Origin of the sequence: Conexibacter sp. S30A1, from assembly GCF_023330665.1 — a bacterium.
Taxonomy (GTDB): Bacteria; Actinomycetota; Thermoleophilia; order Solirubrobacterales; family Solirubrobacteraceae; genus Palsa-465.
In genome coordinates, this window is record NZ_CP097127.1 from 565,713 (window position 1) to 586,865 (window position 21,153).

Sequence of the window (21,153 nt, forward strand, 5' to 3'; positions counted from 1 at the left end):
CTCGAGTCGATGGCGATCGAGTTCGCGCAGAAGACCCGCAGGATCCCGGTTTACCCGGCGGCGGCCGGTTACAGTCTCGGTTCCGAGGTTGCCATGCTCGCCTCCAACGAGGCGGTGTTCGGACCGCTCGAGCCGGTCATCGAGGCGGCCCGCCGCGCGGTGATCGGCGCAAACCGCTATCCGGACCCCAGCTACCGCGAGCTGCGCGATGCGCTCGGTGAGCGCCACGGCCTGCCGGCCTCCCGGGTTGCGCTCGGCGCCGGCTCCTGTGACCTGCTCCTGGCCGCCGGCGAGGCGCTGCTCGAGCCCGGCGCAGAGCTGGTTTATGCCTGGCCGTCATTCAGCATGTATCCGCACCTGGCGGCGGCGACCGGCGCGCGCGCGATCGAGGTGCCGCTGACCGGTGAGGCGGTCCACGACCTGGAGGCGATGGCTGCCGAGATCACCGTCGCGACCCGGCTCGTGCTCCTCTGCAACCCCAACAACCCGACCGGCACCGCGCTTGAGCTGGGCGCCATCGCCGCGTTCCTGCAGCGCGTCCCCGACCACGTCTGCGTGATCCTCGACGAGGCCTACGTCGAGTTCTCGCTCACCGTCGGCGATCCGCTGGCCTCGCTCGAGCTGCTCGAGGCTCACCCGAACCTGGTGCTGCTGCGGACCTTCTCGAAGGTCTACGGTCTCGCCGGCCTGCGTGTCGGCTACGCGCTGTGCGGCAGTGAATCCTTCCGTGTCGCCGTCGACCAGGTTCGCCAGCCCTTCTACCTCAGCGCCGCCGCGCAGGCCGCGGCAACCGAGGCCCTGCGCCATCAGGATGCGGTCGAGCAGCGCGTAACCGCAACGGTCGCCGCCCGCACCGAGCTCACCGCGGCGCTTGCGCAGCGCGGCTACTGGCTGCCCTCAAGCGACGCGAACTTCCTCTGGGTCCGGGTCTCGGACGAGGGGGCGGACGCCGACGTGGTGGCGGGCCTGCGCGAGCGTGGGGTGCTGGTGCGTGGTGGCAGCGCGCTTGGGGGCCCCGGCTTCCTGCGCGTGACCGTCGGGTCTGAGCGCGAGAACGCGCGCTTCCTCGCGGCGCTCGATGCGCTGAACCCCGCAGGCGCCGGCCAGGGCGCCGGTCGGTGATACGCTGAGGTCCACGCGTATGAGCGACTCAGCCCACAACACACTCGGCTGGTCCTGGTACGCGCGCTATTACGCCTGGCGATTTAGCTAGGCGCTCGGCTGGCAGAACCCAGGGTCCTCGTCACAGGCGCGCGGCGGCCCATACGGGAGCCGAGCGCCGCACACGATCCGCGCCAGCGCGGCGTAACCCGACCTCGCCGCTTTGCGTACATTCAGTGCAGCAGTCCGAGAGGAAGCAGACGATGAAACGCCACCGCATGAGGCAGCCGTGATGACCGTGATCCGTGCCACCCAGGCTGACGCAGTCCGCGATCAGCGGATCGAGCGCCTTGTCCCCCTGATCACGCCGCAGGAGCTCTTCGACGAGCTGCCGCTCGACGGCGAGCCGCTCGACGTGCTGCTGCGCGGTCGCGCCGCCGCGCATGCCGTGCTCGACGGCGTCGACGACCGCCTGCTGGTGATCGTCGGCCCGTGCAGCGTGCACGACGTCGATGCGGCGCGCGAGTACGCGGAGCGTCTGAGCGCTCAGGCACACCGGCTGCGCGAGGACCTGCTGATCGTCATGCGGGTTTACTTCGAGAAGCCGCGCACCACGATCGGCTGGAAGGGCCTGATCAACGACCCGCACCTGGACGGCTCCGGCGACGTCAACAGCGGCCTGCGCATGGCTCGCCGGCTGCTGCTCGAGGTGCTCGGGCTCGGGGTGCCGGTCGGCTGCGAATTCCTGGACCCGATCACGCCGCAGTACATCTCCGACCTCGTCTCCTGGGGCGCAATCGGCGCCCGCACCACCGAGAGCCAGATCCACCGTCAGCTCGGCTCGGGCCTGTCGATGCCGGTCGGTTTCAAGAACGGAACCGACGGCAACGTGCAGGTGGCGGTCGACGCGGTGCGGGCCGCCGCCGCCCGTCACGCATTCCCGGGCATCGACGCCGACGGCCGCTCGGCGATCCTGCACACCCGTGGCAACACCGACTGTCACATCATCCTGCGAGGCGGCAAGACGGGCCCAAACTACGACGCCGAGGCGGTGGCCGCGGCCGGCGAGCTGCTCGCCCGCGCGCATCTCCCGCAGCGCCTGGTGATCGACCTCTCGCACGACAACAGCGGCAAGCGGGCCGAGCGCCAGCCGGAGATCGCCGTCGCGGTCGCCGAGCAGGTGGCGGCCGGGTCAAGGGCGATCATCGGCGTCATGGTCGAGTCGTTCCTGGTCGAGGGCAAGCAGTCAGCCGGGCCGCTCGAGAGCCTCACCTACGGGCAGTCGATCACCGACAGCTGCATCGGCTGGGAGACGACCGTCGCGCTGCTCGAGACGCTCGCCGGGGCCGCGCGCGCACGCCGCGCGCAGAAGAGCTGAGCGCGCCCTTGCGGATCGCCGTCGTCGGACTGGGCTTGATCGGCGCCTCGCTCGGGCTGGCGGCGCGCGAGCATCTGGGCGCACACGTCTGTGGCTGGGACAGCGACCCGGAAGCCGTGCCGGCGGCGCTAGCGCTCGGGGCGATCGACTCCGGCGCCGGCCCGCTGGCCGGCGCCGTCGCCACAGCGGACGCGGTCTTCCTCGCCGCCCCGGTCGGGGCTCTGCCGGAGCTCGCCGCGACGGTGCTCGCCCAGGCCGCGCCGGGCAGCGTGATCAGCGACGTCGGTTCGACCAAACGGTCGCTGTGTGAGGCGGTCAGCGACCCCCGGTTCGTGGGCGGCCACCCGCTGGCGGGGGCCGAGAGCCGCGGCAGCGCCGGCGCGCGCGGCGACATGTTCACCGGCGCCACCTGGTATCTGACACCCGGCCCGGCGACCGCACCTGCGACGCTCGCGACCGTGCGCGCGCTCGTGGAGGGCCTCGGCGCCAGACCGCTTACGATCGACCCCGCCCTCCACGACCGGCTGATGGCCAGCGTCTCACACCTGCCGCACGTCTTCGCAAACGTGCTGGTGAACGGGCTGCCCGCGACCGACAGCGAGCTCGCGGTGGGCCCGAGCTTCCGCGACGGCACCCGCGTGGCAGGCGCCAACAGCGAGTTGTGGAGCGACATCTTCCTTGACAACCGTGTCGCCCTCGACGCGGCCATCGCCGAGGCGATCAGCGAGCTCACCGAGGTGCGGTCGCTGCTACAGCGCGGCGACCGGGACGGTCTGCGGCGGTTCAGCGACCGTGCCGCCGCCGCCCGCGCGAGGATCAGCCGGTGAGCGGGCTGGCGCGGGTGGCGCCGGGCCGGACGCGCGAGCGCTTCGCGGTCAGGGTGCCGGGCTCCAAGAGCATCACCAACCGGGCCCTGCTGCTGGCCGGCGTCGCCGCCGGGCGCTCCACGCTGCGCGACGGGCTCGACGCCGACGACACGCGGGCCATGCGCGACGCCCTGCGCAAGCTCGGCGTCGGCATCAGCGAGCACGCGGGCGATGACGGTACGTTGCGCTGGGAGGTGGACGGCCTCGGCGGGCCGCCATCAGGCCCGGCGCAGGTGTACTGCGGCATGGGTGCGACCGTCGGTCGCTTCCTGGTGCCGATGCTGGCCGCCGGCAGCGGCAGCTTCAGCCTCGACGCGCACCAGCAGCTGCGCCGCCGGCCGCTCGGCCCGGTGCTGGCCGCCCTGCGTAGCCAGGGCGCGCGGATCACCGGCGAGGCGTTCCCGCTCCAGATCGACGCGGATGGGTTGGACGGCGGCACGGTCGCGGTCGACGCTTCGATCTCAAGCCAGTTCCTGTCTGGGCTGATGATGGCGGCCCCGTTTGCCCGCGACGACACTACGCTTCAGTTCCAGACGCTCGTCAGCCGACCGTACCTGGAGCTGACACTCGACGCGATGCGCGCCTTCGGCTCGACCCCACGCGTCGAGCCGGGCGCGGTCACGGTCGCGCGCGGTGGCTACCGGGCCGCTGAGTTCACGGTTGAACCGGACGCCTCGACCGCCTCCTACTTCCTGGCGGCCGCCGCGCTGGCGCCAGCGACCGTCACGCTCACGGGGCTTGACCGCCGCCGCACCGCCCAGGGTGACATCGAGCTCGTGACCCTGCTTCAGCGCATGGGCGCCACCGTCAGCGACGGCGCCAGCGTCGAGCTCAGCGGGCCGGCGCAACTGCGCGGGATCGAGGCGGACATGAACGGCAGCTCCGACGTGTTCATGACGCTCGCCTGCGTGGCCGTGTTCGCCGACGGCCCGACCACGATCACCGGCATCGGCCACGCGCGCGTCAAGGAGACCGACCGCATCGCCGCCTGCGCTGAGAACCTGCGGCGGCTCGGCATCCGCGTCGAGGAGGGTCCCGGGCACATTCGCATCCACCCCGGCACGCCACGCCCGGACGTGCGCATCGCGACCTACGAGGATCACCGTGTGGCGATGGCCTTCGCGCTGATCGGCACCCGCGTGCCGGTGCTGATCGAGGAGCCGGCGGTGGTAGCCAAGACCTGCCCGGCGTTCTTTGACCTGTGGCGGCTGACCGGAGCGTCGGTCAGCATGGAGCAGGGCTGATGGTGATCGCGATCGACGGGCCCTCGGGCGCTGGTAAGTCGACGGTCGCGCGTGCGGTGGCGGCGGCGCTCGGCTTGCGCTACCTGGACACTGGGGCGATGTACCGCTGCGTGGCGCTCGCCAGCCTGCGCCGCACCACGCCGGCTGCCGAGCTGGCCGCCGGCGTGCAGATCGAGCTCGGCGAGCGCGTGCTTTTGGACGGCGAGGACGTCACCGAAGCGATCCGCGCCCCGGAGGTCTCGGCACGGGCTTCGCAGGTGGCCGCCGACCCGGATGTGCGCCGCGAGCTGACCGGCGCCCAGCGGCGCCTGCTCGAGCACGGCGACTGGGTGGCGGAGGGACGCGATATCGGCACGGTCGTCGCGCCGCAGGCGGAGGTCAAGGTTTATCTGACCGCGCGCGAGGACGAGCGTGCGCGCCGGCGCGCGGTCGAGCTCGGCTTAGACGCCGAGGCCGTGCTCGCGTCACAACGGCTGCGAGATGCGCGCGATGAGACCCGTGAACAGGCGCCGCTGCGTCCCGCTGACGGCGCGATCGTGATCGATACAAGCGGCCTGACGCCCGAGCAGGTGGTGGCCCGGATCGTCGCGCTTGCCGCGGGCCGCTAGCCTCGGCTGCACATGAAGGTCGCGATCGTCGGATACCCGAATGTCGGCAAGTCCTCGCTGGTCAACCGGCTGAGCGGCACCCGTGAGGCCGTTGTGCACGAGAGCTCCGGGGTGACCCGTGATCGTAAGGAGGTCACCACCGAGTGGAACGGCCGCGAGCTTACGCTGGTTGACACCGGTGGCGTCGACCTCGAGGAGCAGGACGACCTCGCCCGCCAGATCCAGCGTCAGGCGCGCGAGGCGCTCGCCGACGCGGATGTTGCGGTGCTGGTGGTGGACGCGCGCGCCGGTGTGCGCGCCGGCGACCTGGACATGGCCGACCTCCTGCGCCGGGTCGCGATCCCCGTGATGGTCGCCGCCAACAAGGTTGATTCGGTCCGTGACCTGGTGCTCGCGTACGAGTTTCACCGCCTGGGCCTGGGGGAGCCGGTGGCCGTCTCCGCCGCGCAGGGCCTCGGCACCGGCGACCTGCTTGACCGCATCGTCGCCGCCGGGCCGGAGCACGACCGCGAGCCCGCACCCGATGAGCCCGTGCGCCTGGCGCTGATCGGGCGCCCCAACGTCGGCAAGTCCTCGCTGGTCAACCGATTCTTAGGCTCCGAGCGGGTGATCGTCTCTGACCAGGCGGGCACCACCCGCGACGCGATCGATCTGCCGATGCGCTTCGAGGGGCGCTCGCTGGTGCTGGTCGACACGGCCGGGCTGCGGCGTGCGGCGAAGGTGGGGGAGTCGCTCGAGTACTACACGGCGCTGCGCTCCGAACGGGCCGCGCAGCGTGCCGACGTGGCGCTCGTGGTCTGTGACGCCGGCGACGGGGTCACGGCACAGGATCTGCGTGTCGCCGAGATGGCGATGAAGTCCGGCTGCGCCACGGCGCTGGTGCTCAACAAATGGGATCTGCAGGCCGACGGGCAGGCGGGCATCGGCCCCGACGAGCTCGACGCCGAGCGCATACGGGTCTCCCGCAAGCTGCGCCTGCGCCCGCGTGTGCTGACCGCCAGCGCCAAGACCGGGCGCAACGTGGAGCGGATCCTGGTGGAGGCGGTCGGCTTGGCCGACCGCCGGTCCGGACGCATCGCGACCTCGGAGCTGAACCGCTTCATCGCCGACGTGGTCGCGGCGCGTCAGCCACCGGCGGCCAGCGGCGCCCGGCAGCGCAACCAGCGGCTGAAGCTGATCTACATGACGCAGACGGGCGAGCGGCCGCCCCGCTTCTCGATTCAGGTCAACTCGCACGCCATGGTCACGCGCGACTACGCCTACTACCTGGAGAACCGCATGCGCGAGCGCTACCGCATGGAGGGGATCCCGCTGATGATCGACTTCGTCGAGCGCAAGGAGCGGCGCGGGCGCGCGGGCTCACGGGAGCAGCGATAGCGAGCGTCGCTTGATCGCGCGCGTAGTCCCGCTGACGAAGACCCGCGCGATCACGGGCCTCTACGACTATCTGCTGGCGCCCGAGCTTGTCGATCGCGGCGTCGGCGTCGGTTCGCTGTTGCGGGTGCGCTTCGCCGGGCGCACGCTGTCGGCGGTGATTGCCGAGCTCGCCGAGCGCTCCGAGCTGCCGGCGCAGCGGCTGGCCGTCGCCAGCGAGCTGCTGGACGCCAGGCTGCCGGCCGAGCTGGTGGGGCTCGCCGTCTGGCTTGCCGACGAGTACTGTTCGACGCCCGCGCGGGCGCTTGAGGTGCTGTTGGCGCCGGGCGCGCTGCGCGGCGTCCGCGAACGGCGGCTGCTGATCGCCTCGCTGACCGCGGCCGGGGCGGAGATGGCAACCGGCACGCTCAGCCTCAGCCCGCCGCTGGGGCCACGCCAGCGCGAGGCGCTGGCCGTGCTCGCGGCCGGCCCACGGCCCACGGCCGAGCTCGGAACGCCGCTCTTGCGCCGGCTCGAGGCCCGTGGCCTGGTGTCGCTGGAGCGCGCGGCGGTGCCGCGTCAGCTGCCGCGCTTTGAGGTCTCGAGCACCGCGTCGGCGCCGTTGCCGCTGACGGCTGAGCAGCAGGACGCGCTCTCAGAGATCCGCCACGCGCTGGCGCACGAACCCGCCGGGAAAGCGCCGCTGCTCCTGCACGGCGTCACCGGCTCGGGCAAGACCGAGGTCTACCTGCAGGCGGCCGAGGCCGTGTTGCGCGCGGGCCGCAATGTGCTCGTGCTGGTGCCCGAGATCGCGCTCACGCCGCAGGCGCTCGCCCGCTTCACTGCGCGCTTCGGTGAGATTGTGGCGGTGATGCACTCGGGCATGAGCGACGGCCGCCGCTACGAGGAGTGGTCGCGGCTGGCCAGCGGGGCGGCGCGCATCTGTGTCGGTGCGCGCTCCGCCGTGTTCGCGCCGCTGTCCGACATCGGTCTGATCGTCGTTGACGAAGAGCACGAGAGCTCCTACAAGCACGAGGGCGATCCGCGCTACGACGCGCGCACGGTCGCGGCGCACCGTGCGCTCGAGCACGGCGCGCTGCTCGTCTACGGCAGCGCCACACCACGGCCGGAGACCGTGTTCGGCGCCCGACGGTTGCTGCTGACAAACCGCGTTGACGGTGGCCTGATGCCGGCGGTCGAGATCCTCGACATGCGCGGGCTGCACAACCCACTGCACCCGCAGGCCCGCCTGGCGCTCGCAGACTGCCGGCGCGAGGGCGGCAAGGCGATCGTCCTGCTCAACCGCCGTGGCTGGTCTAACTTCCTATCCTGCGGCTCCTGTGGGCGAACCTGGATGTGCCCGCATTGCGAGGTGGCGCTCGTGCTGCACCGCGCGGGCGGCTACATGGCATGCCACCACTGCGGCCACCGCGAGCGCGTCCCCGACCGCTGCCCCGACTGCGGCTCGGTCTCGCTTTCGCGTCACGGCGCCGGCACCGAACGGCTTGAGCACGAGCTTGAGCAGGCGCTGGGCGACGAGCACTTCCCGATCATGCGCCTGGACGCCGACGCCGCCGGGATCGACGCGCGCGCGCGAATCCTCGAGCGCTTTCAAGCCGCCGCGAGCGGAGTTCTGGTCGGCACGCAGATGGTCGCCAAGGGCCACGACTTCCGCGATGTCGGGCTCGGTGTCGTGGTCGACGCCGACCAGACGCTGCGCTTCCCCGACTTTCGCGCCGAGGAGCGCACCTTCGCACTGATCACGCAGTTGGCCGGGCGCACCGGACGCGGTGGGCAGGTTCCCAGCGCCGGCGGGCGCGTATTGGTCCAGACACAGGATCCGACGGCACGCGCGATCCGTCTGGCTGCCGGCCATGACTCGGAGACGTTCGTGCGCGGCGAGCTGCGCCGTCGCAAGGCGCTCGGCTACCCGCCGTTTGCGACCCTGGTGCGGATCGTCTGCGCCGCCGCGGACGCCGAGGACGCTCGGCTTGCAGCCGACGCACTGGCCCAACACGTCGCCACCCTCGCGCCGCCCCCGACGGTGGCCGTGCTCGGCCCGGCGCCGCTGTTTGCACTGCGCGGTCGCGCGCGCTGCCAGCTGGTGCTCAAGAGTGCCGATCGTGGGGCGGTGGTCGCGGCCAGTAGAGCGGCCGTGGACGCGCTCGGTGCGTCGGGGCGCCACCGCCGCGTGAGGCTGAGCGTCGATGTCGACCCGCAGTGAGCCTCACGTGCCCCGCGGGAATAGACTCAAAGCGTGAGCGACGCGCTGGAAGAGGTGGACGAGCAGACCGAGGACGAGCAGCCGGGCCTTGACCCCGAGGTGGCGGCGCGGCGTGACGCCGCGCTGGCGCAGGTCCGCAAGTTCGGCGACCCTGTGCTGCGAACCAAGGCGCGTCCGGTCGAGCGCTTCGACCAGGCGCTGCGCGACGAGGTATCGCGGATGGGGTGGCTGATGGACGACGGGCTCGGGATCGGGCTGGCGGCCACCCAGGTCGGGGTGCTCCACCGGCTGTTCGTCTACCGGGTGCAGGTCGGCGCTCCGCTCGCTGCGCTCGTAAATCCGGAGATCGTGTGGTCCTCACGTGAACAGGAGATCGCCGAGGAGGGCTGTCTCAGCCTGCCACTCGTGCACGTCGACGTCGAACGTCCAATCCATGTTCGCGTGAGCGCGCAGGACGAGTTCGGCGAGCAGATCCTGGTCGAGGCCTCAGGGCTTGAGGCTCGCGTCATCCAGCATGAGCTTGACCATCTCAATGGCGTGCTGATCCTCGACCGCACGCCACGCGATCAGCGCAAGCAGGCGATGCGCACCCTGCGTGACTGGCAGGAGCGCCAGCAGCAGGCGTGAGGACCGTATACCTCGGTACCTCCACATTCGCGGCCGCCGTGCTGCGGCGCCTCGCAAACTCGCCGCATCGCCCGGGCCTCGTGATCAGCCGGCCCGACAGCCCGCAGGGGCGCGGGCGACGCCTGCAACCACCGCCGGTGGTGGTGGCTGCGCACGAGCTCGGTCTGGCGGTGGCGCAGCCGGGCTCCCTGAGTGAGCCGGGCGCTCTTGAGCTGATTGCGGCAGCGGATCCCGAGTTTCTCTGCGTTTGCGCCTACGGTGAGCTGATCCGCGAGCCGCTGCTCTCACGCCACCCGATCCTGAATGTGCACCCGTCACTGCTGCCGCGCTGGCGTGGCGCCGCCCCGATCGAGCGCGCGATCCTCGCTGGTGATGAGAGCACGGGCGTCTGCATCATGCGCCTGACCGCCGGTCTCGACAGCGGCCCGGTCTGCCTGAGCGAGCGCACTCCAATCCTGCCCACAGACGACTACGGCTCACTGGCTGCGCGGCTTGCGCGGCTTGGTGGTGAGCTGCTCGTGCGCGCCCTGGACGAGCAGCCTGAGTGCTTGGCGCAGGACGACGGCGCCGCCACCTATGCGGAGAAGCTTGAGCCCGGCGAGCGGCGGCTCGACCCGGCCGAAGCGGTCCAGACGCAGCTGCGACGGGTGCGCGCGCTCTCGCCACACATCGGCGCCTATCTCGAGGCGCCCGACGGCAGCAGGCTGAGCGTCTGGGAGGCGCAGGTCCGCGATGGCCGCCTTGAGCCCGTGACGGTGCAGCCCGCCGGCGGGCGGCGGATGGCCTACGCGGACTACCTGCGGGGGCGTCGCGCGTGAGCGTCGCCCCGGCCCGTGTGGCCGCCTATACGGTGCTGCGGCGGGTCTTTGAGCAGGACGCCTTCGCCGATCGGGCGCTGCACACGGCCGCCGCCGGGCTCGCGCCCCGCGATCGGTCGCTGGCCACCGCCATGGTGTACGGCACCGTACAGCGACGGCGCACGCTGGACCACCTGCTCCAGGGCTTCTCGTCGCGTCCGCTCGAGCGGCTCGAGCCAGCGGTCCTCGCGGCGCTGCGGCTCGGGCTCTTCCAGATCGTGTTCCTGGGCGGGGTCAGTGACTACGCGTCCGTGAACGAGAGCGTCGAGCTTGCCAAGCGGGATAGCCGCGGCGGTGCCGCGCTCGTCAACGCGGTGCTGCGCCGCGCCAGCCGCGAGGCGCCGGCGCGGTTTGCGGCGCTGACCGAGGAGAGCCCGCAAGCGGCGGCGCTGCGCCACTCCGTGCCGGACTGGTTGGCCGAGCTGTGGTGGATCCAGCTTGGGCCGCAGGCCGCCCGGGCGCTGCTTGCAACCGTCAACGAGCCCGCCGAGTCGGCGATCCGGGTGAACTCGCTGCGGTCTGAGACCGAGGCCGTGCGGGCGGCGCTGCCAGCGGGCTGCGCCGCCCGGGCTGCGCCGGGGTGGAACGCACAACCGGGGCTGCCGGAGCTGCCGGAGGTGCTGGTGCTGGATGGTCCCTACGACGCGTTCGGCTCCGAGCTGTTTGCCCAGGGCGCGCTGATGCCGCAATCGCGGTCATCGGCGGTGGTTGCGCGGGTGCTCGACCCGCAGCCGGGCGAGCGCGTGCTGGACCTGTGTGCCGCCCCCGGCGCCAAGACCACGCACCTGGCGGCGCTGATGCGCGGCGAGGGGGAGATAGTGGCGGTCGAGCGTCACGCGGGACGCGCGCGGGCGCTTGCACAAACCTGTCTGACGATGGGGGCGGCCCACGTCAGCGTGGTTGCGCGCGACGCCCGCAGATTCCAGGACGAGCAGGGCTTTGACCGCGTTCTGCTCGACCCGCCGTGCAGTGGCCTTGGCACGCTGCAGTCACGGCCGGATCTGCGCTGGCAGCCGCGCCGGGGCGAGCTTGCGACGCTTGCCACGACGCAGCGCGAGCTGCTCGATCACGCCAGCCGCCTGCTGCGGCCCGGCGGCACGCTCGTCTACTCGGTCTGCACGATCTCGAGTCCTGAGTCCGATCAGCTGATCGCGGGCTTCCTTGGGGCCAACGCCGACTTCGAGCTCGACCGGGCGTGGCAGATCCTGCCTCACGCAGAGCACACCGACGGTTTCTACATCGCGCGCCTGAGACGCCGCGGGAGCGCACGTTAGAGTTCTAGGAGGTGCGTGATGAGCAGGCGATTCTCGGTCCCAACTGTCCCAGCTGCGGCGAGCCGTGGCTGCGTCCCGGCACGCTTCCCGGGCGCTACCGCTGTCTGCACTGCATGAGCCGCTACGAGCTGCAGTCCGTCTGTCCAAACTGCGGCGAGCACTCGACCATCGTGCGCATGTCAACGACCGCCATCGTGCAGTGCAACCACTGTCACGCGACCATGCTCAAACCGCTGTGAGCGACGCCGCCGCGAGCCTGCTGCCGGACGCGCAGAGGCGCTCACGCATGGGCGGGCGTGAGGTCGCGCCATCGATCCTGGCCGCGGATCTGACGCGGCTCGGAAGCCAGCTGCGCGAGGTTCTGGCGGCGGGCGCGCGCGTGATCCACGTTGACGTCATGGACGGGCACTTCGTGCCCCCGATCACGTTCGGGGCCAACGTCGTCGACGCGATCGCCGGCATCGTGCATGGGGCCGGCGCGGTGATTGACGTGCACTTGATGATCGAGCGGCCCGAACGCCAGGTGGCCGACTTCGCCAGGGCGGGCGCCGACAGTATCACGGTGCATGTCGAGGCCACTGCGCACCTGCACTACGCCCTGCAGGCCATCCGTGAGCTCGGCTGCGGCGCGGGCGCGGCGATCTGTCCGGCAACGCCGACGGCGATGTTGAGCGATGTCGCCGCCGACGGCGTGCTCGACCTTGCGCTGTGCATGAGCGTCAACCCCGGCTGGGGCAACCAGCGTCTGATCCCGCACTCGCTCGCCAAGCTTGCGGCGTTGCGCGAGCTGCTGGGCGGAGCGGTGGCGCTGGAGGTCGACGGTGGTGTCAATGGCGCCACCGCGGCGGGCGTCGCGCGCGCCGGGGCAAATCTGCTGGTGGCCGGCAGCGCGATCTTCGGCGAGCGTGACCCGGGCGGCGCCTACCAGCGCATCGCCCAGGCCGCCTGGGCAGACGCCTGAGCCCGAGCACGCACGTATGCTTGAGCGCGTGCCGGTGAGGAGCGAAGCGGACCTGCGTCATCTGCGGCGCGCCGTCGAGCTGGCGGCACTGGGTGGCGCTGCGGTGAGCCCCAATCCGCGGGTTGGCGCGGTGCTGGTGGCTGGTGGCGAGGTCGTCGGCGAGGGCTACCACCGGGCTTTAGGGGAGCCGCACGCGGAGGTGGAGGCGATCCGCAGCGCCGGGCGCCGCTCGCTGGTGGGGGCGACGTTGTATGTATCGCTTGAGCCGTGCTGCCATCACGGCCGCACGCCGCCGTGCACCGATGCGATCCTGGCGGCCGGGATCAGGCGCGTGGTGGTCGCCTCCGACGACCCTTCCGCACATGCGAATGGCCGCGGCCTCGGGATTCTGCGCGACGAGGGCGTCGCCGTCGACGTCGCCGACGGCGAGCTCGCACAGCAGGCCCGGCTGCTCAACCAGCCGTTCCGCAAGCACGCCCGCAGCGGCCGGCCCTGGGTCATCTTCAAGGCCGCGATGTCGCTTGATGGCAAGGTCGCTACGCGCAGCGGCGACTCACGCTGGATCTCCGGCGCGGCGAGCCGTGAGCTGGTGCACCGTTGGCGCGCCGAAAGCGACGCGGTCGCGGTCGGGATCGGCACCGTGACCGCTGACGACCCGCAGCTCTCAGCGCGCGTGGGCGGCTCTGACTCGGATCTGCTCGCGGAGCGTCAGCCGCGACGGGTGGTGTTCGACTCGCTCGCGCGGCTTGCGGCCGGCGCCAGGCTGCTCGACGACGTCGAGTCGCTGCCGCTGACGGTTGTCACATCTCGCGCGGCACCGCGGCCCGCGCTCGACGCGCTGCGCGCCCGCGGTGTCGGCGTGATCTGCGCCACCGGCGAGAACGAGCAGGCGCGCGTGCGCTCGGCGCTCGACCAGCTCGGGGCAGAGGGAATCACGTCGCTTTTGCTGGAGGGCGGGCCGCGACTTGCCGGAGTCTTCCTCGACGTGCGGGAGATCGACGAGGTCAGGCTGTTCATCGCGCCCGTCCTGCTCGGTGGGCGCGGTGCCCGCGCGCCGCTCGAGGGCGAGGGTGTGGAAACGGTCACGGAGGCCCTGCGCGCCCAGACCCTCGAATGCGAGCAGCTCGGCGAAGATCTGTTGCTGCGCGCCCGCCTGCGGGAGTGGTGAGCTGTTCACCGGGCTCGTAGCCGACCTGGGGCGGATCGTCGCGATCCGGCACGGCGCCGATGGCGCCCGCCTGGAGGTCGCCACGCGCCTGGCCGGTGAGGTTTCACCGGGCGACTCGGTCGCCGTTGACGGCGTCTGTCTGACCGCCACTGCCGTCTCGCCCGGGGGCTTCCAGGCCGAGGTGATGAACGAGACGCTGCGGCTCAGTTCGCTGGCCGAGGTGAGCGTCGGCCAAGCGGTGAACCTCGAGCTGGCCATGCGCGTGGACCAGCGGCTCGGGGGACACATCGTGCAGGGCCACGTCGACGGCGTCGGCACGGTCAGCGGCGTGCTCGCCGACGGCTTTGCTCGCGTCGTGACGGTGCAACCGCCCGCGTCGCTCTTGCGCTACATGGCGCTCAAGGGTTCGGTGACCGTCAACGGTGTGTCGTTGACGGTGGCTGGAATCGACGAGCGATCGTTTACCGTTTCACTTATACCGGAGACGCTCGAACGCACCAATCTGGCAGCGCTTGAGCCCGGTGCGGTGGTCAACCTGGAGGTCGATGTGCTGGCGAGATATGTGGAGCGACTGATGCGCGGAGGCGATGACCGGTGAGCGCCGTGAAGAGCCCGTTTGCGACGATCGAGGAGGCGATCGAGGACATTCGGCAGGGCAAGATGGTGGTCGTCTGCGATGACGAGGATCGCGAGAACGAAGGTGACCTGACGATGGCCGCGCAGTTCGTCACACCCGAGGCCGTCAACTTCATGGCGCGCGAGGGTCGCGGCCTGATCTGTCTGGCGCTCACACCGGAACGCTGCGACGAATTGGGCCTCAACCTGATGGCGGCCAAGAACGAATCGTCGTTTCAGACACCGTTCACCGTATCGATCGAGGCGCGCACCGGCGTCAGCACCGGCATCTCGGCGGCCGACAGGGCCCGCACGATCCAGGTTGCGATCGACCCAAGCGCGAGCCCGCGGGAGCTCGTGCAGCCGGGGCACGTCTTTCCGCTCAAGGCCAAGGCCGGCGGCACGCTCGAGCGGGTCGGTCAGACCGAGGCGGCCGTTGACCTCGCACGGCTGGCGGGTCTGATCCCGGCCGGGGTGATCTGTGAGGTGATGAACGACGATGGCACGATGGCCAGGGTCGACGATCTGGTGGGCTACTGTGCCCGCCACGGTCTGAAGATGATCACGGTCGCCGACCTCGTCGCCTACCGGCGGCGCACCGAGAGGCTGGTGGAGCGCGTGGTCTCGACGCAGCTACCGACCGCCTTCGGTGACTTCGTGGCGGTCGGCTACCGATCGCTCTTGGACGGCAAGCATCACGTCGCGCTGGTAAAGGGGGAGGTTGAGGGGGCCAAGGACGTGCTCGTGCGCGTCCACTCGGAGTGCCTGACCGGTGACGTGTTCCACTCGCTGCGCTGCGACTGCGGTGAGCAACTGGAGTCGGCGCTCGAGATGATCGAGGCCGAGGGCACGGGGGTGCTGCTCTACCTGAGCCAGGAGGGCCGCGGTATCGGGCTGCTCAACAAGCTGAGGGCGTACCGGCTCCAGGAGGAGGGGCTGGACACCGTCGAGGCGAACCTCCGGCTCGGGCTACCGGCCGATCTGCGTGACTACGGGATCGGCGCCCAGATTCTGCGTGACCTCGGGCTGACGAGCATCCGCATCCTGACCAACAACCCCAAGAAGATCACCGGCCTGGCGGGACACGGGCTTTCCGTCACCGCCCAGCTGCCGATCGTCCATCCGGCCAACCCGCACAACCGCGCCTATCTGCGGGCCAAGCGCGACCGCATGGACCACATGCTGCACCATCAGGCGCTCGGGCTTGACGATGAGATGATCCATGACGAGCAGACCGAGGATCGTGAGCGTGGCAGGCGTTCCGGCGAGCGCGATGATCGCTGAGACCCGCGTGGCGCTCTGCGTCGCGCGCTTCTACCAGGAGCTTGCTGACGCGCTCGAGCAGAGCGCACGCGAGACCCTGCGGGCGGCTGCGGTCGAGTTGGTCGACAGCTTCTCGGTTCCGGGCGCCTTCGAGCTTCCACTGATCGCGGGCTACGCTGCGCGCAGCGGCCGCTACGACGCGGTCGTCGCACTCGGCGCTGTGATCCGCGGTGAGACGGATCATTACCGGTATGTCTGTGGTGAGGCCGCCCGCGGCCTGCAGGAGGTGCAGTGCTCCACCGGCGTTCCGGTCGGCTTTGGCCTGCTGACCGTCGACAGCCTGGAGCAGGCGCGCGCCAGGGTCCGGGGCGGCTCAAAGCGCGACAGCGGTGCCCACGCCGCACAGGCCGCACTGGCGGGCCTTGAGGTCAAGCGCCAGCTGGTATAGGCGGGCGCTTGGGCGGCATTTGCGGCCCTGCCGACAGCCGTGGTCGCGGTCGCGAGTCGCTCATGCGTTCGGAGTGCCTATACTGGGCCGCCGTATGTCAAAGGTCTGTCACGTCTGCGCCAAGGGACCCTCCTTCGGCCACTCCCGTAGCCACTCGATGGTTGCCACCAACCGCCGGTTCGATCCCAACCTGCAGCGCGTACGGATCGATGAGGGCGGCACCCCGCGTCGTGTCTACGTCTGCACGCGCTGCCTGAAAGCCGGCAAGGTCACCAAGGCTCGCTGATTCGAGCTTCGCGATGAGCGATGCTGCGATTCTGCGCTTCCACGCGTTGGTGGAGGCAGGCCTGGCGGCGCTCGAAGAGCGCCGCCAGGAGATCAACGACCTGAACGTCTTCCCGGTCGCCGATGGGGACACCGGCGACAACATGGTGCTCACGCTGCGCGCCGTCCGTGACGAGCTCGATCGCATCCTGCGCGAGTCCGGTCCCAGCACGCTCGACCAGATCGGGCGGGAGGAGATCGTCCAGTCGGTCGCCCGGGCGGCGCTGCTGGGCGCACGCGGGAACTCGGGTGTGATCCTTTCGCAGCTGATCCGCGGCGCCGCGCAGGAGCTGATCGGCCGTTCCGGCGAGCGGGTCGATCCGGTGCTGATCGGGGCGGCGCTCGCCGGTGCCGCTGACCAGGCCTACGGCTCGGTGCGCAACCCGACCGAGGGCACGATCCTCACGGTCGTGCGGGAGATGGCCTCGCGGGTCGCCACCGAGCTGCCGCAGATGCCGCAACCACGGCTGCCGGCCGACGCCACCGCGGCCACCCAGGACGCGCTTGCTGCCGAGGTGATGGCAAAGGCGCTTCAGGCCGGCGAGCAGTCGGTCAAGCGCGGGCCCGACCTGCTGCCGGTGCTGCGTGAGGCCGGTGTGGTCGATGCAGGCGGCTATGGGCTCACCGTCGTGCTGGCCGGCATGGTGCAGGCGCTCCAGGGTGGTGAGCCACTGGCGCTCGACCATCACGCCCCAGCACGCATCACGCATCCGGAGCACGCTTCCACCACATTCCGCTACTGCACGAACTTCGCGGTCACCGGATTCCAGCTCGACCAGCGTCACTACGCGGACGCGCTTGAGCGGATCGGCGATTCTGTGCTGGTGGTGGGGGATCGCAGCACGCTGAAGGTGCACGTGCACACCGATTCGCCGGAGCGTGCGATGGCGATCTTCGGACCGCATGCGCTCTCGCGCATAGACGTTGCCGACATGCGCGAGCAGGTCTCAAGGCGCGACGCGCGGCTGGCCATACCCGGCTCGGTCCACGCGCCGGCCACGGTTGAGCCAGACGTCTGTGGACTGCTCGCCGTCGCCAGCGGCGAGGGCTTTCGCAGCCTGTTTCTGAGCTTTGGTGCCACGGTCCTGGACGGCGGCGCGACGCTGAACCCGTCCACCAGTGAGCTGCTTGCCGCGATCCATGCGGTGGGCGCAGAGGATGTTGTGCTTTTGCCCAACAGCGCCAATGTGCAGATGGCCGCAGAGCGAGCCGCCGAGCTCTCAGAGAAGCAGGTCCTGGTGGTGCCGACAACGTCGCTGCAGGCCGGGCTCGCCGCCGCGGTCGCGCTTGACCCTGGCCGCGACGCCCTGGCGAACGCCGAGGCGATGCGGGCGCTGCTTGCCTGCGTGCGCACGGGGGCGGTCGCGCCCGCGGCCCGTGCCGATCCCGGCGGGCGCTTTGCTCAAGGTGACGCGCTCGGTTTCGTCGACGACGAGCTGGTCGTCTGGGGCCAGCCGGCGGTGGTCCTCGCTGCGGTGATCGAGCAGCTCGGCCAGCACGCCGAGGTGATCACGTGCCTGCGCGGCATTGGCGCCCCGCTCGCTGACGACGACGTGCGCGCGCTCGTTGAAGGGCCGGCGGAGCTTGAGCTCGCGTTCGGTGGGCAGGGCAGCTATTGGTGGTTGCTGTCGGCGGAATAGCGTACGCTTAGGCTCGTTAAGCGGCCGATGCCCTCTAACACAGTCAACCTCTCATCGCTTGTGGCTGGTCCGTTGACCGACTCCTCCGGGGGACGGCTGGGACAGATCCAGGACGTGATCGTGCGCCTGGATTCCGCGGATGTTCTGCCTCCCGTGGTCGGGCTCAGGGCGCGCATCGGCGGACGCGAGCTGTTTGTGCCCGTGGCGGCGCTCGAGCGGCTCGGGCCGGATGGCGCGCGGACGGCCACAACCAAGCTCAACCTCGCGCAGTTCGAGAGCCGACCTGGTGAAGTTCTGCTGCGGCGCGACCTGCTTGACCGCCGGGTGATCGACATGACCAGCGCGCGGCTGGTGACAGCGCGCGATGTGAAGCTCACCAACGAGGAGGGTGCCTGGCGGCTGGCGGGGATCTACTCAGGTTTCAAGCTGCGCCTGCGGCGGCTCTTGCCACGCGGCCTGCGCGGCGATGTGACCGGGCAGGAGCAGTTCGTGGGCTGGCATGAGCTTGAGCCGTTCGTCTCGCATGTGCCGACCTCCCGCCTGAAGCTCGCGCCGCGCCGCCTTGCGCATCTGCATCCGGCGCAGATCGCCGATCTGGTGGAGGCGGCCTCGCACGAGGAGGGTGAGGAGATCATGGCGGCCGTCGGTCACGACAAGGAGCTCGAGGCGGATGTCTTCGAGGAGCTCAACGACGAGCATCAGGTGGAGTTCCTGCGCGAGCGCTCTGACGAAGAGATCGCCGCGGTGCTTGCCCGCATGGCCTCCGACGACGCCGCGGACCTGCTGCTCGAGATCGAGCAGGACAGACGCCTGCCCGTGCTCAACCTGCTGCCGACCGCCAAGCAGCTGAAGCTGCGCCGCTTGCTTGGACACAACCCGTCGACCGCAGGCGGCATGATGAACCCTGACTTCGTGGCGGTATCAGCCGACGGCACCGTCGAAGCAGCGCTCGCGCGGGTGCGCCAGAGCACGCTGAGGGGCCAACTGCTCTCGACCGTCTGCCTGCTCGACGCTGACGGCGTCTTCGCAGGTGCGCTGGCGCTGACCGAGCTGGTCTGTGCCCCGGCCGACGCGCGGCTCGCGAGCCTCCTGGAGGACGAGGCTCAGGCCCCGACGGTCGCGCCTGAGGAGGAGCTGCCGGAGGTGGCCCGCCTGATGACCGACTACAACCTTGTGGCGATGCCGGTCGTCGCCTCCGACGGCCGACCGGTCGGATTGATCGCCGTGGATGACGTCCTCGAGCTGCTGCTGCCTGAGGAGTGGCGTCGGCGCTCGGCCGGCGCGCGGCAATAGCGTCACCAGGTTGTGAACGAGCTTCCGGCGCTGCGCCGGCGGGGCTACACTGGTCGCGCATGGATGACCAGCTGACACACCAAGACCAGGATCAACCGCGAAGTCCGCGTGCGGCGGTCGTCGGGCTGGTCACCCTCGTGCGTCGGAGCTGAACCCGGGGCGCGGCTGACCCCCGGTGACGCGCCGCCACGGCGCGCCGAACACGAGCAGGGGGGTCGAGCCCAATGAGCAGCACAGAGCCACAGCAGCCCGCGGTGCCCGCGTCGCGGGAACGCACCGTGCTCGACTCCGCCCATGTTGGCGACATTCGCGGCGCCTTCGGCACGATCAAGCAGCACGAGAGCGGCAGGCCGCGCAACCGTCGCGCGCAGCTACTGGCGCTGCTTGCGATCGTCGGGCCAGGCCTCATCGTGATGGTCGGGGACAACGATGCCGGTGGTGTTGCGACCTACGCGCAGGCGGGGCAGAACTACGGGACCACCCTGCTGTGGGTGCTCCTGCTGCTGATCCCGGTGCTGATCGTCAACCAGGAGATGGTGGTGCGCCTCGGGGCTGTGACCGGTGTCGGGCACGCCAGGTTGATCAACGAGCGCTTCGGGCGATTCTGGGGTTTCTTTTCGGTTGGGGACCTGTTCATCCTGAACTTCCTGACGATCGTGACCGAGTTCATCGGCGTCAGCCTGGCCCTTGGTTACTTCGGCGTGTCCAAGTACGTGGCCGTACCCATAGCTGCGCTGGCGCTGATCGGGATCACCGCCAGCGGCAGCTTCAGGGCCTGGGAGCGGGCGATGTTCGTGTTCGTGTTCGCCAGCCTGCTGGTCATTCCGCTCTTCTTCCTGGCACACCCGCACTACGGCCAGATCGCCCGTGATCTGGTCATACCAGGCATCAAGGGCGGCGCCAACTCAACCTCGGTGCTGCTGATCATCGGGGTGGTCGGCACCACCGTCGCTCCCTGGCAGCTGTTCTTTCAGCAGTCCAACGTGATTGACAAGCGGATCACGCCGCGCTGGATCAACTACGAGCGGATGGACACGTGGATCGGCGCGTTCGTCGTCGTGATCGGCGCCGTGGCGATCGTCTCAATGAGTGCCTTCGCGCTGCAGGGGACGCGCTACGCGGGCCAGTTCCAGAACGCCGGTGTGACCGCCGTCGCCCTCAGCCACGTGCTGGGCTCGGTGCCGGGGGCGATCTTCGCGATCGTGCTTTTGAACGCATCGCTGATCGGCGCCGGCGCGCTGACGCTTTCCACGAGCTACGCGTTCGGTGACGTTTTCGGCACCAAGAGCTCGCTGCACCGCAGCTTCGCCGACGCCAAGGCCTTTTACGCGATCTTTGCCGGACTGATCGTCGGCGCAGCGGTGATCGTGCTGATCCCGGGAGCCCCGCTGGGCGTGATCACGCTGGCGGTTCAGGCCCTGGCGGGGGTGCTGCTGCCCAGCGCAAGCACGTTCCTGCTGCTGCTCTGCAACGACCGTGAGGTCCTGGGACCGTGGTGTAACCCGTTCTGGCTGAATGCGATCGCGAGCGTCATCGTGGCGGTGCTGGTGCTGTTGTCGCTGATCCTCATGGCCACGGTGCTGTTCCCGAACATCGATGTCACCAGCGTGTCGCTGATCGGTGGCGCGGTGCTGGCCGCCGGATTGCTGGTGTTTGCCGCCGTGGTGCTGCGCTCCCGCCGGCGTGCCGCCGGCGTGACGATGCTCGACACGGGCTACGACATTCCCAAGGAGGAGTGGACGATGCCCTCGCTGGCGCTGCTCGGTAGGCCGGAGTGGTCAAGCGGCCGCAAGCTGGCGATGCTGACGCTGAGGCTCTACCTCATCGTCTCGGTCGTGCTGCTGATCCTGAAGGCCGTGCGGCTCAGCGGCGGCTGAGGAGTCGTTACGGCCGCCGCCTGGTGCAAAGT

General features: G+C 70.4%; 20 protein-coding genes. All 20 read left to right on the forward strand.

Annotated elements, in window-relative coordinates:
* Positions 1-9: 9 nt before the first annotated feature.
* The 20 genes from hisC to M3M54_RS02920 all read left to right on the forward strand — a co-directional run bounded on the left by hisC (position 10) and on the right by M3M54_RS02920 (position 21,121).
* Positions 10-1,122 carry a histidinol-phosphate transaminase gene (gene hisC / locus M3M54_RS02825; RefSeq protein WP_249020668.1) on the forward strand — a complete coding sequence of 371 codons (1,113 nt, stop codon included), beginning with the start codon at positions 10-12 and terminating at the stop codon, positions 1,120-1,122.
* Positions 1,123-1,393: 271 nt separating this feature from the next.
* Positions 1,394-2,479: a 3-deoxy-7-phosphoheptulonate synthase gene (locus tag M3M54_RS02830; protein ID WP_249020669.1), complete on the forward strand. Its 1,086-nt coding sequence runs from the start codon at positions 1,394-1,396 to the stop codon at positions 2,477-2,479.
* Between the two features lie 8 nt (positions 2,480-2,487).
* On the forward strand, positions 2,488-3,306 hold the full coding sequence (locus M3M54_RS02835; RefSeq protein WP_249020670.1) for a prephenate dehydrogenase/arogenate dehydrogenase family protein: 819 nt from the start codon (positions 2,488-2,490) through the stop codon (positions 3,304-3,306).
* Positions 3,303-4,589, forward strand: a complete 1,287-nt coding sequence (gene aroA / locus M3M54_RS02840) for a 3-phosphoshikimate 1-carboxyvinyltransferase (protein WP_249020671.1) — start codon at positions 3,303-3,305, stop codon at positions 4,587-4,589. Before M3M54_RS02835 ends, aroA begins: the two co-directional genes overlap by 4 nt.
* Entirely contained in the window at positions 4,589-5,197 is a 609-nt protein-coding gene (cmk, locus tag M3M54_RS02845; RefSeq protein WP_249020672.1) for a (d)CMP kinase, read from the forward strand. Before aroA ends, cmk begins: the two co-directional genes overlap by 1 nt.
* 12 nt (positions 5,198-5,209) lie before the next feature.
* A complete protein-coding gene (gene der, locus M3M54_RS02850; RefSeq protein WP_249020673.1) occupies positions 5,210-6,574 on the forward strand; it encodes a ribosome biogenesis GTPase Der in 1,365 nt (454 codons plus the stop codon).
* A gap of 10 nt (positions 6,575-6,584) precedes the next feature.
* On the forward strand, positions 6,585-8,774 hold the full coding sequence (priA, locus tag M3M54_RS02855; RefSeq protein ID WP_249020674.1) for a primosomal protein N': 2,190 nt from the start codon (positions 6,585-6,587) through the stop codon (positions 8,772-8,774).
* A gap of 33 nt (positions 8,775-8,807) precedes the next feature.
* A complete protein-coding gene (def, locus tag M3M54_RS02860; RefSeq protein WP_249020675.1) occupies positions 8,808-9,401 on the forward strand; it encodes a peptide deformylase in 594 nt (197 codons plus the stop codon).
* Positions 9,398-10,219: a methionyl-tRNA formyltransferase gene (locus tag M3M54_RS02865; protein ID WP_249020676.1), complete on the forward strand. Its 822-nt coding sequence runs from the start codon at positions 9,398-9,400 to the stop codon at positions 10,217-10,219. Before def ends, M3M54_RS02865 begins: the two co-directional genes overlap by 4 nt.
* Positions 10,216-11,532, forward strand: coding sequence for a 16S rRNA (cytosine(967)-C(5))-methyltransferase RsmB (rsmB, locus tag M3M54_RS02870; RefSeq protein WP_249020677.1), 1,317 nt, complete (start codon positions 10,216-10,218; stop codon positions 11,530-11,532). Before M3M54_RS02865 ends, rsmB begins: the two co-directional genes overlap by 4 nt.
* An 11-nt stretch (positions 11,533-11,543) precedes the next feature.
* The gene (locus M3M54_RS02875; RefSeq protein WP_249020678.1) at positions 11,544-11,771 is read left to right on the forward strand and encodes a zinc-ribbon domain-containing protein; all 228 of its coding nucleotides are present in this window, start codon (positions 11,544-11,546) and stop codon (positions 11,769-11,771) included.
* Between the two features lie 47 nt (positions 11,772-11,818).
* The gene (rpe, locus tag M3M54_RS02880; RefSeq protein ID WP_371878638.1) at positions 11,819-12,493 is read left to right on the forward strand and encodes a ribulose-phosphate 3-epimerase; all 675 of its coding nucleotides are present in this window, start codon (positions 11,819-11,821) and stop codon (positions 12,491-12,493) included.
* A 34-nt stretch (positions 12,494-12,527) separates the two neighbouring features.
* Positions 12,528-13,661 (forward strand): bifunctional diaminohydroxyphosphoribosylaminopyrimidine deaminase/5-amino-6-(5-phosphoribosylamino)uracil reductase RibD, encoded by a 1,134-nt coding sequence (gene ribD / locus M3M54_RS02885; protein WP_249020680.1) that lies wholly within the window; start codon positions 12,528-12,530, stop codon positions 13,659-13,661.
* Positions 13,564-14,259 carry a riboflavin synthase gene (locus M3M54_RS02890; protein ID WP_249020681.1) on the forward strand — a complete coding sequence of 232 codons (696 nt, stop codon included), beginning with the start codon at positions 13,564-13,566 and terminating at the stop codon, positions 14,257-14,259. The genes ribD and M3M54_RS02890 overlap by 98 nt, the downstream gene beginning before the upstream one ends.
* Positions 14,260-14,264: 5 nt before the next feature.
* Positions 14,265-15,560, forward strand: coding sequence for a bifunctional 3,4-dihydroxy-2-butanone-4-phosphate synthase/GTP cyclohydrolase II (locus tag M3M54_RS02895; RefSeq protein WP_256465838.1), 1,296 nt, complete (start codon positions 14,265-14,267; stop codon positions 15,558-15,560).
* The gene (gene ribH / locus M3M54_RS02900; RefSeq protein WP_249020682.1) at positions 15,526-15,987 is read left to right on the forward strand and encodes a 6,7-dimethyl-8-ribityllumazine synthase; all 462 of its coding nucleotides are present in this window, start codon (positions 15,526-15,528) and stop codon (positions 15,985-15,987) included. The genes M3M54_RS02895 and ribH overlap by 35 nt, the downstream gene beginning before the upstream one ends.
* Before the next feature lie 94 nt (positions 15,988-16,081).
* A complete protein-coding gene (gene rpmB / locus M3M54_RS02905; protein WP_249020683.1) occupies positions 16,082-16,273 on the forward strand; it encodes a 50S ribosomal protein L28 in 192 nt (63 codons plus the stop codon).
* A 13-nt stretch (positions 16,274-16,286) separates the two neighbouring features.
* Positions 16,287-17,951, forward strand: coding sequence for a DAK2 domain-containing protein (locus M3M54_RS02910; protein ID WP_249020684.1), 1,665 nt, complete (start codon positions 16,287-16,289; stop codon positions 17,949-17,951).
* A gap of 27 nt (positions 17,952-17,978) precedes the next feature.
* Positions 17,979-19,244, forward strand: a complete 1,266-nt coding sequence (locus M3M54_RS02915) for a magnesium transporter MgtE N-terminal domain-containing protein (RefSeq protein WP_249020685.1) — start codon at positions 17,979-17,981, stop codon at positions 19,242-19,244.
* A gap of 224 nt (positions 19,245-19,468) precedes the next feature.
* The gene (locus tag M3M54_RS02920; RefSeq protein WP_249020686.1) at positions 19,469-21,121 is read left to right on the forward strand and encodes an Nramp family divalent metal transporter; all 1,653 of its coding nucleotides are present in this window, start codon (positions 19,469-19,471) and stop codon (positions 21,119-21,121) included.
* The last annotated feature ends 32 nt before the right edge of the window (positions 21,122-21,153 follow it).

What these genes read in the sequence shown, in the direction of transcription:
- rpmB (WP_249020683.1), top strand. Translation starts at nt 16,082, where the DNA reads ATGTCAAAGGTCTGTCACGTCTGCGCCAAGGGACCCTCCTTCGGCCAC.
- rpe (WP_371878638.1), top strand. Translation starts at nt 11,819, where the DNA reads ATGGGCGGGCGTGAGGTCGCGCCATCGATCCTGGCCGCGGATCTGACG.
- M3M54_RS02920 (WP_249020686.1), top strand. Translation starts at nt 19,469, where the DNA reads ATGAGCAGCACAGAGCCACAGCAGCCCGCGGTGCCCGCGTCGCGGGAA.
- der (WP_249020673.1), top strand. Translation starts at nt 5,210, where the DNA reads ATGAAGGTCGCGATCGTCGGATACCCGAATGTCGGCAAGTCCTCGCTG.
- M3M54_RS02910 (WP_249020684.1), top strand. Translation starts at nt 16,287, where the DNA reads ATGAGCGATGCTGCGATTCTGCGCTTCCACGCGTTGGTGGAGGCAGGC.
- M3M54_RS02830 (WP_249020669.1), top strand. Translation starts at nt 1,394, where the DNA reads ATGACCGTGATCCGTGCCACCCAGGCTGACGCAGTCCGCGATCAGCGG.
- hisC (WP_249020668.1), top strand. Translation starts at nt 10, where the DNA reads ATGGCGATCGAGTTCGCGCAGAAGACCCGCAGGATCCCGGTTTACCCG.
- cmk (WP_249020672.1), top strand. Translation starts at nt 4,589, where the DNA reads ATGGTGATCGCGATCGACGGGCCCTCGGGCGCTGGTAAGTCGACGGTC.
- M3M54_RS02915 (WP_249020685.1), top strand. Translation starts at nt 17,979, where the DNA reads ATGCCCTCTAACACAGTCAACCTCTCATCGCTTGTGGCTGGTCCGTTG.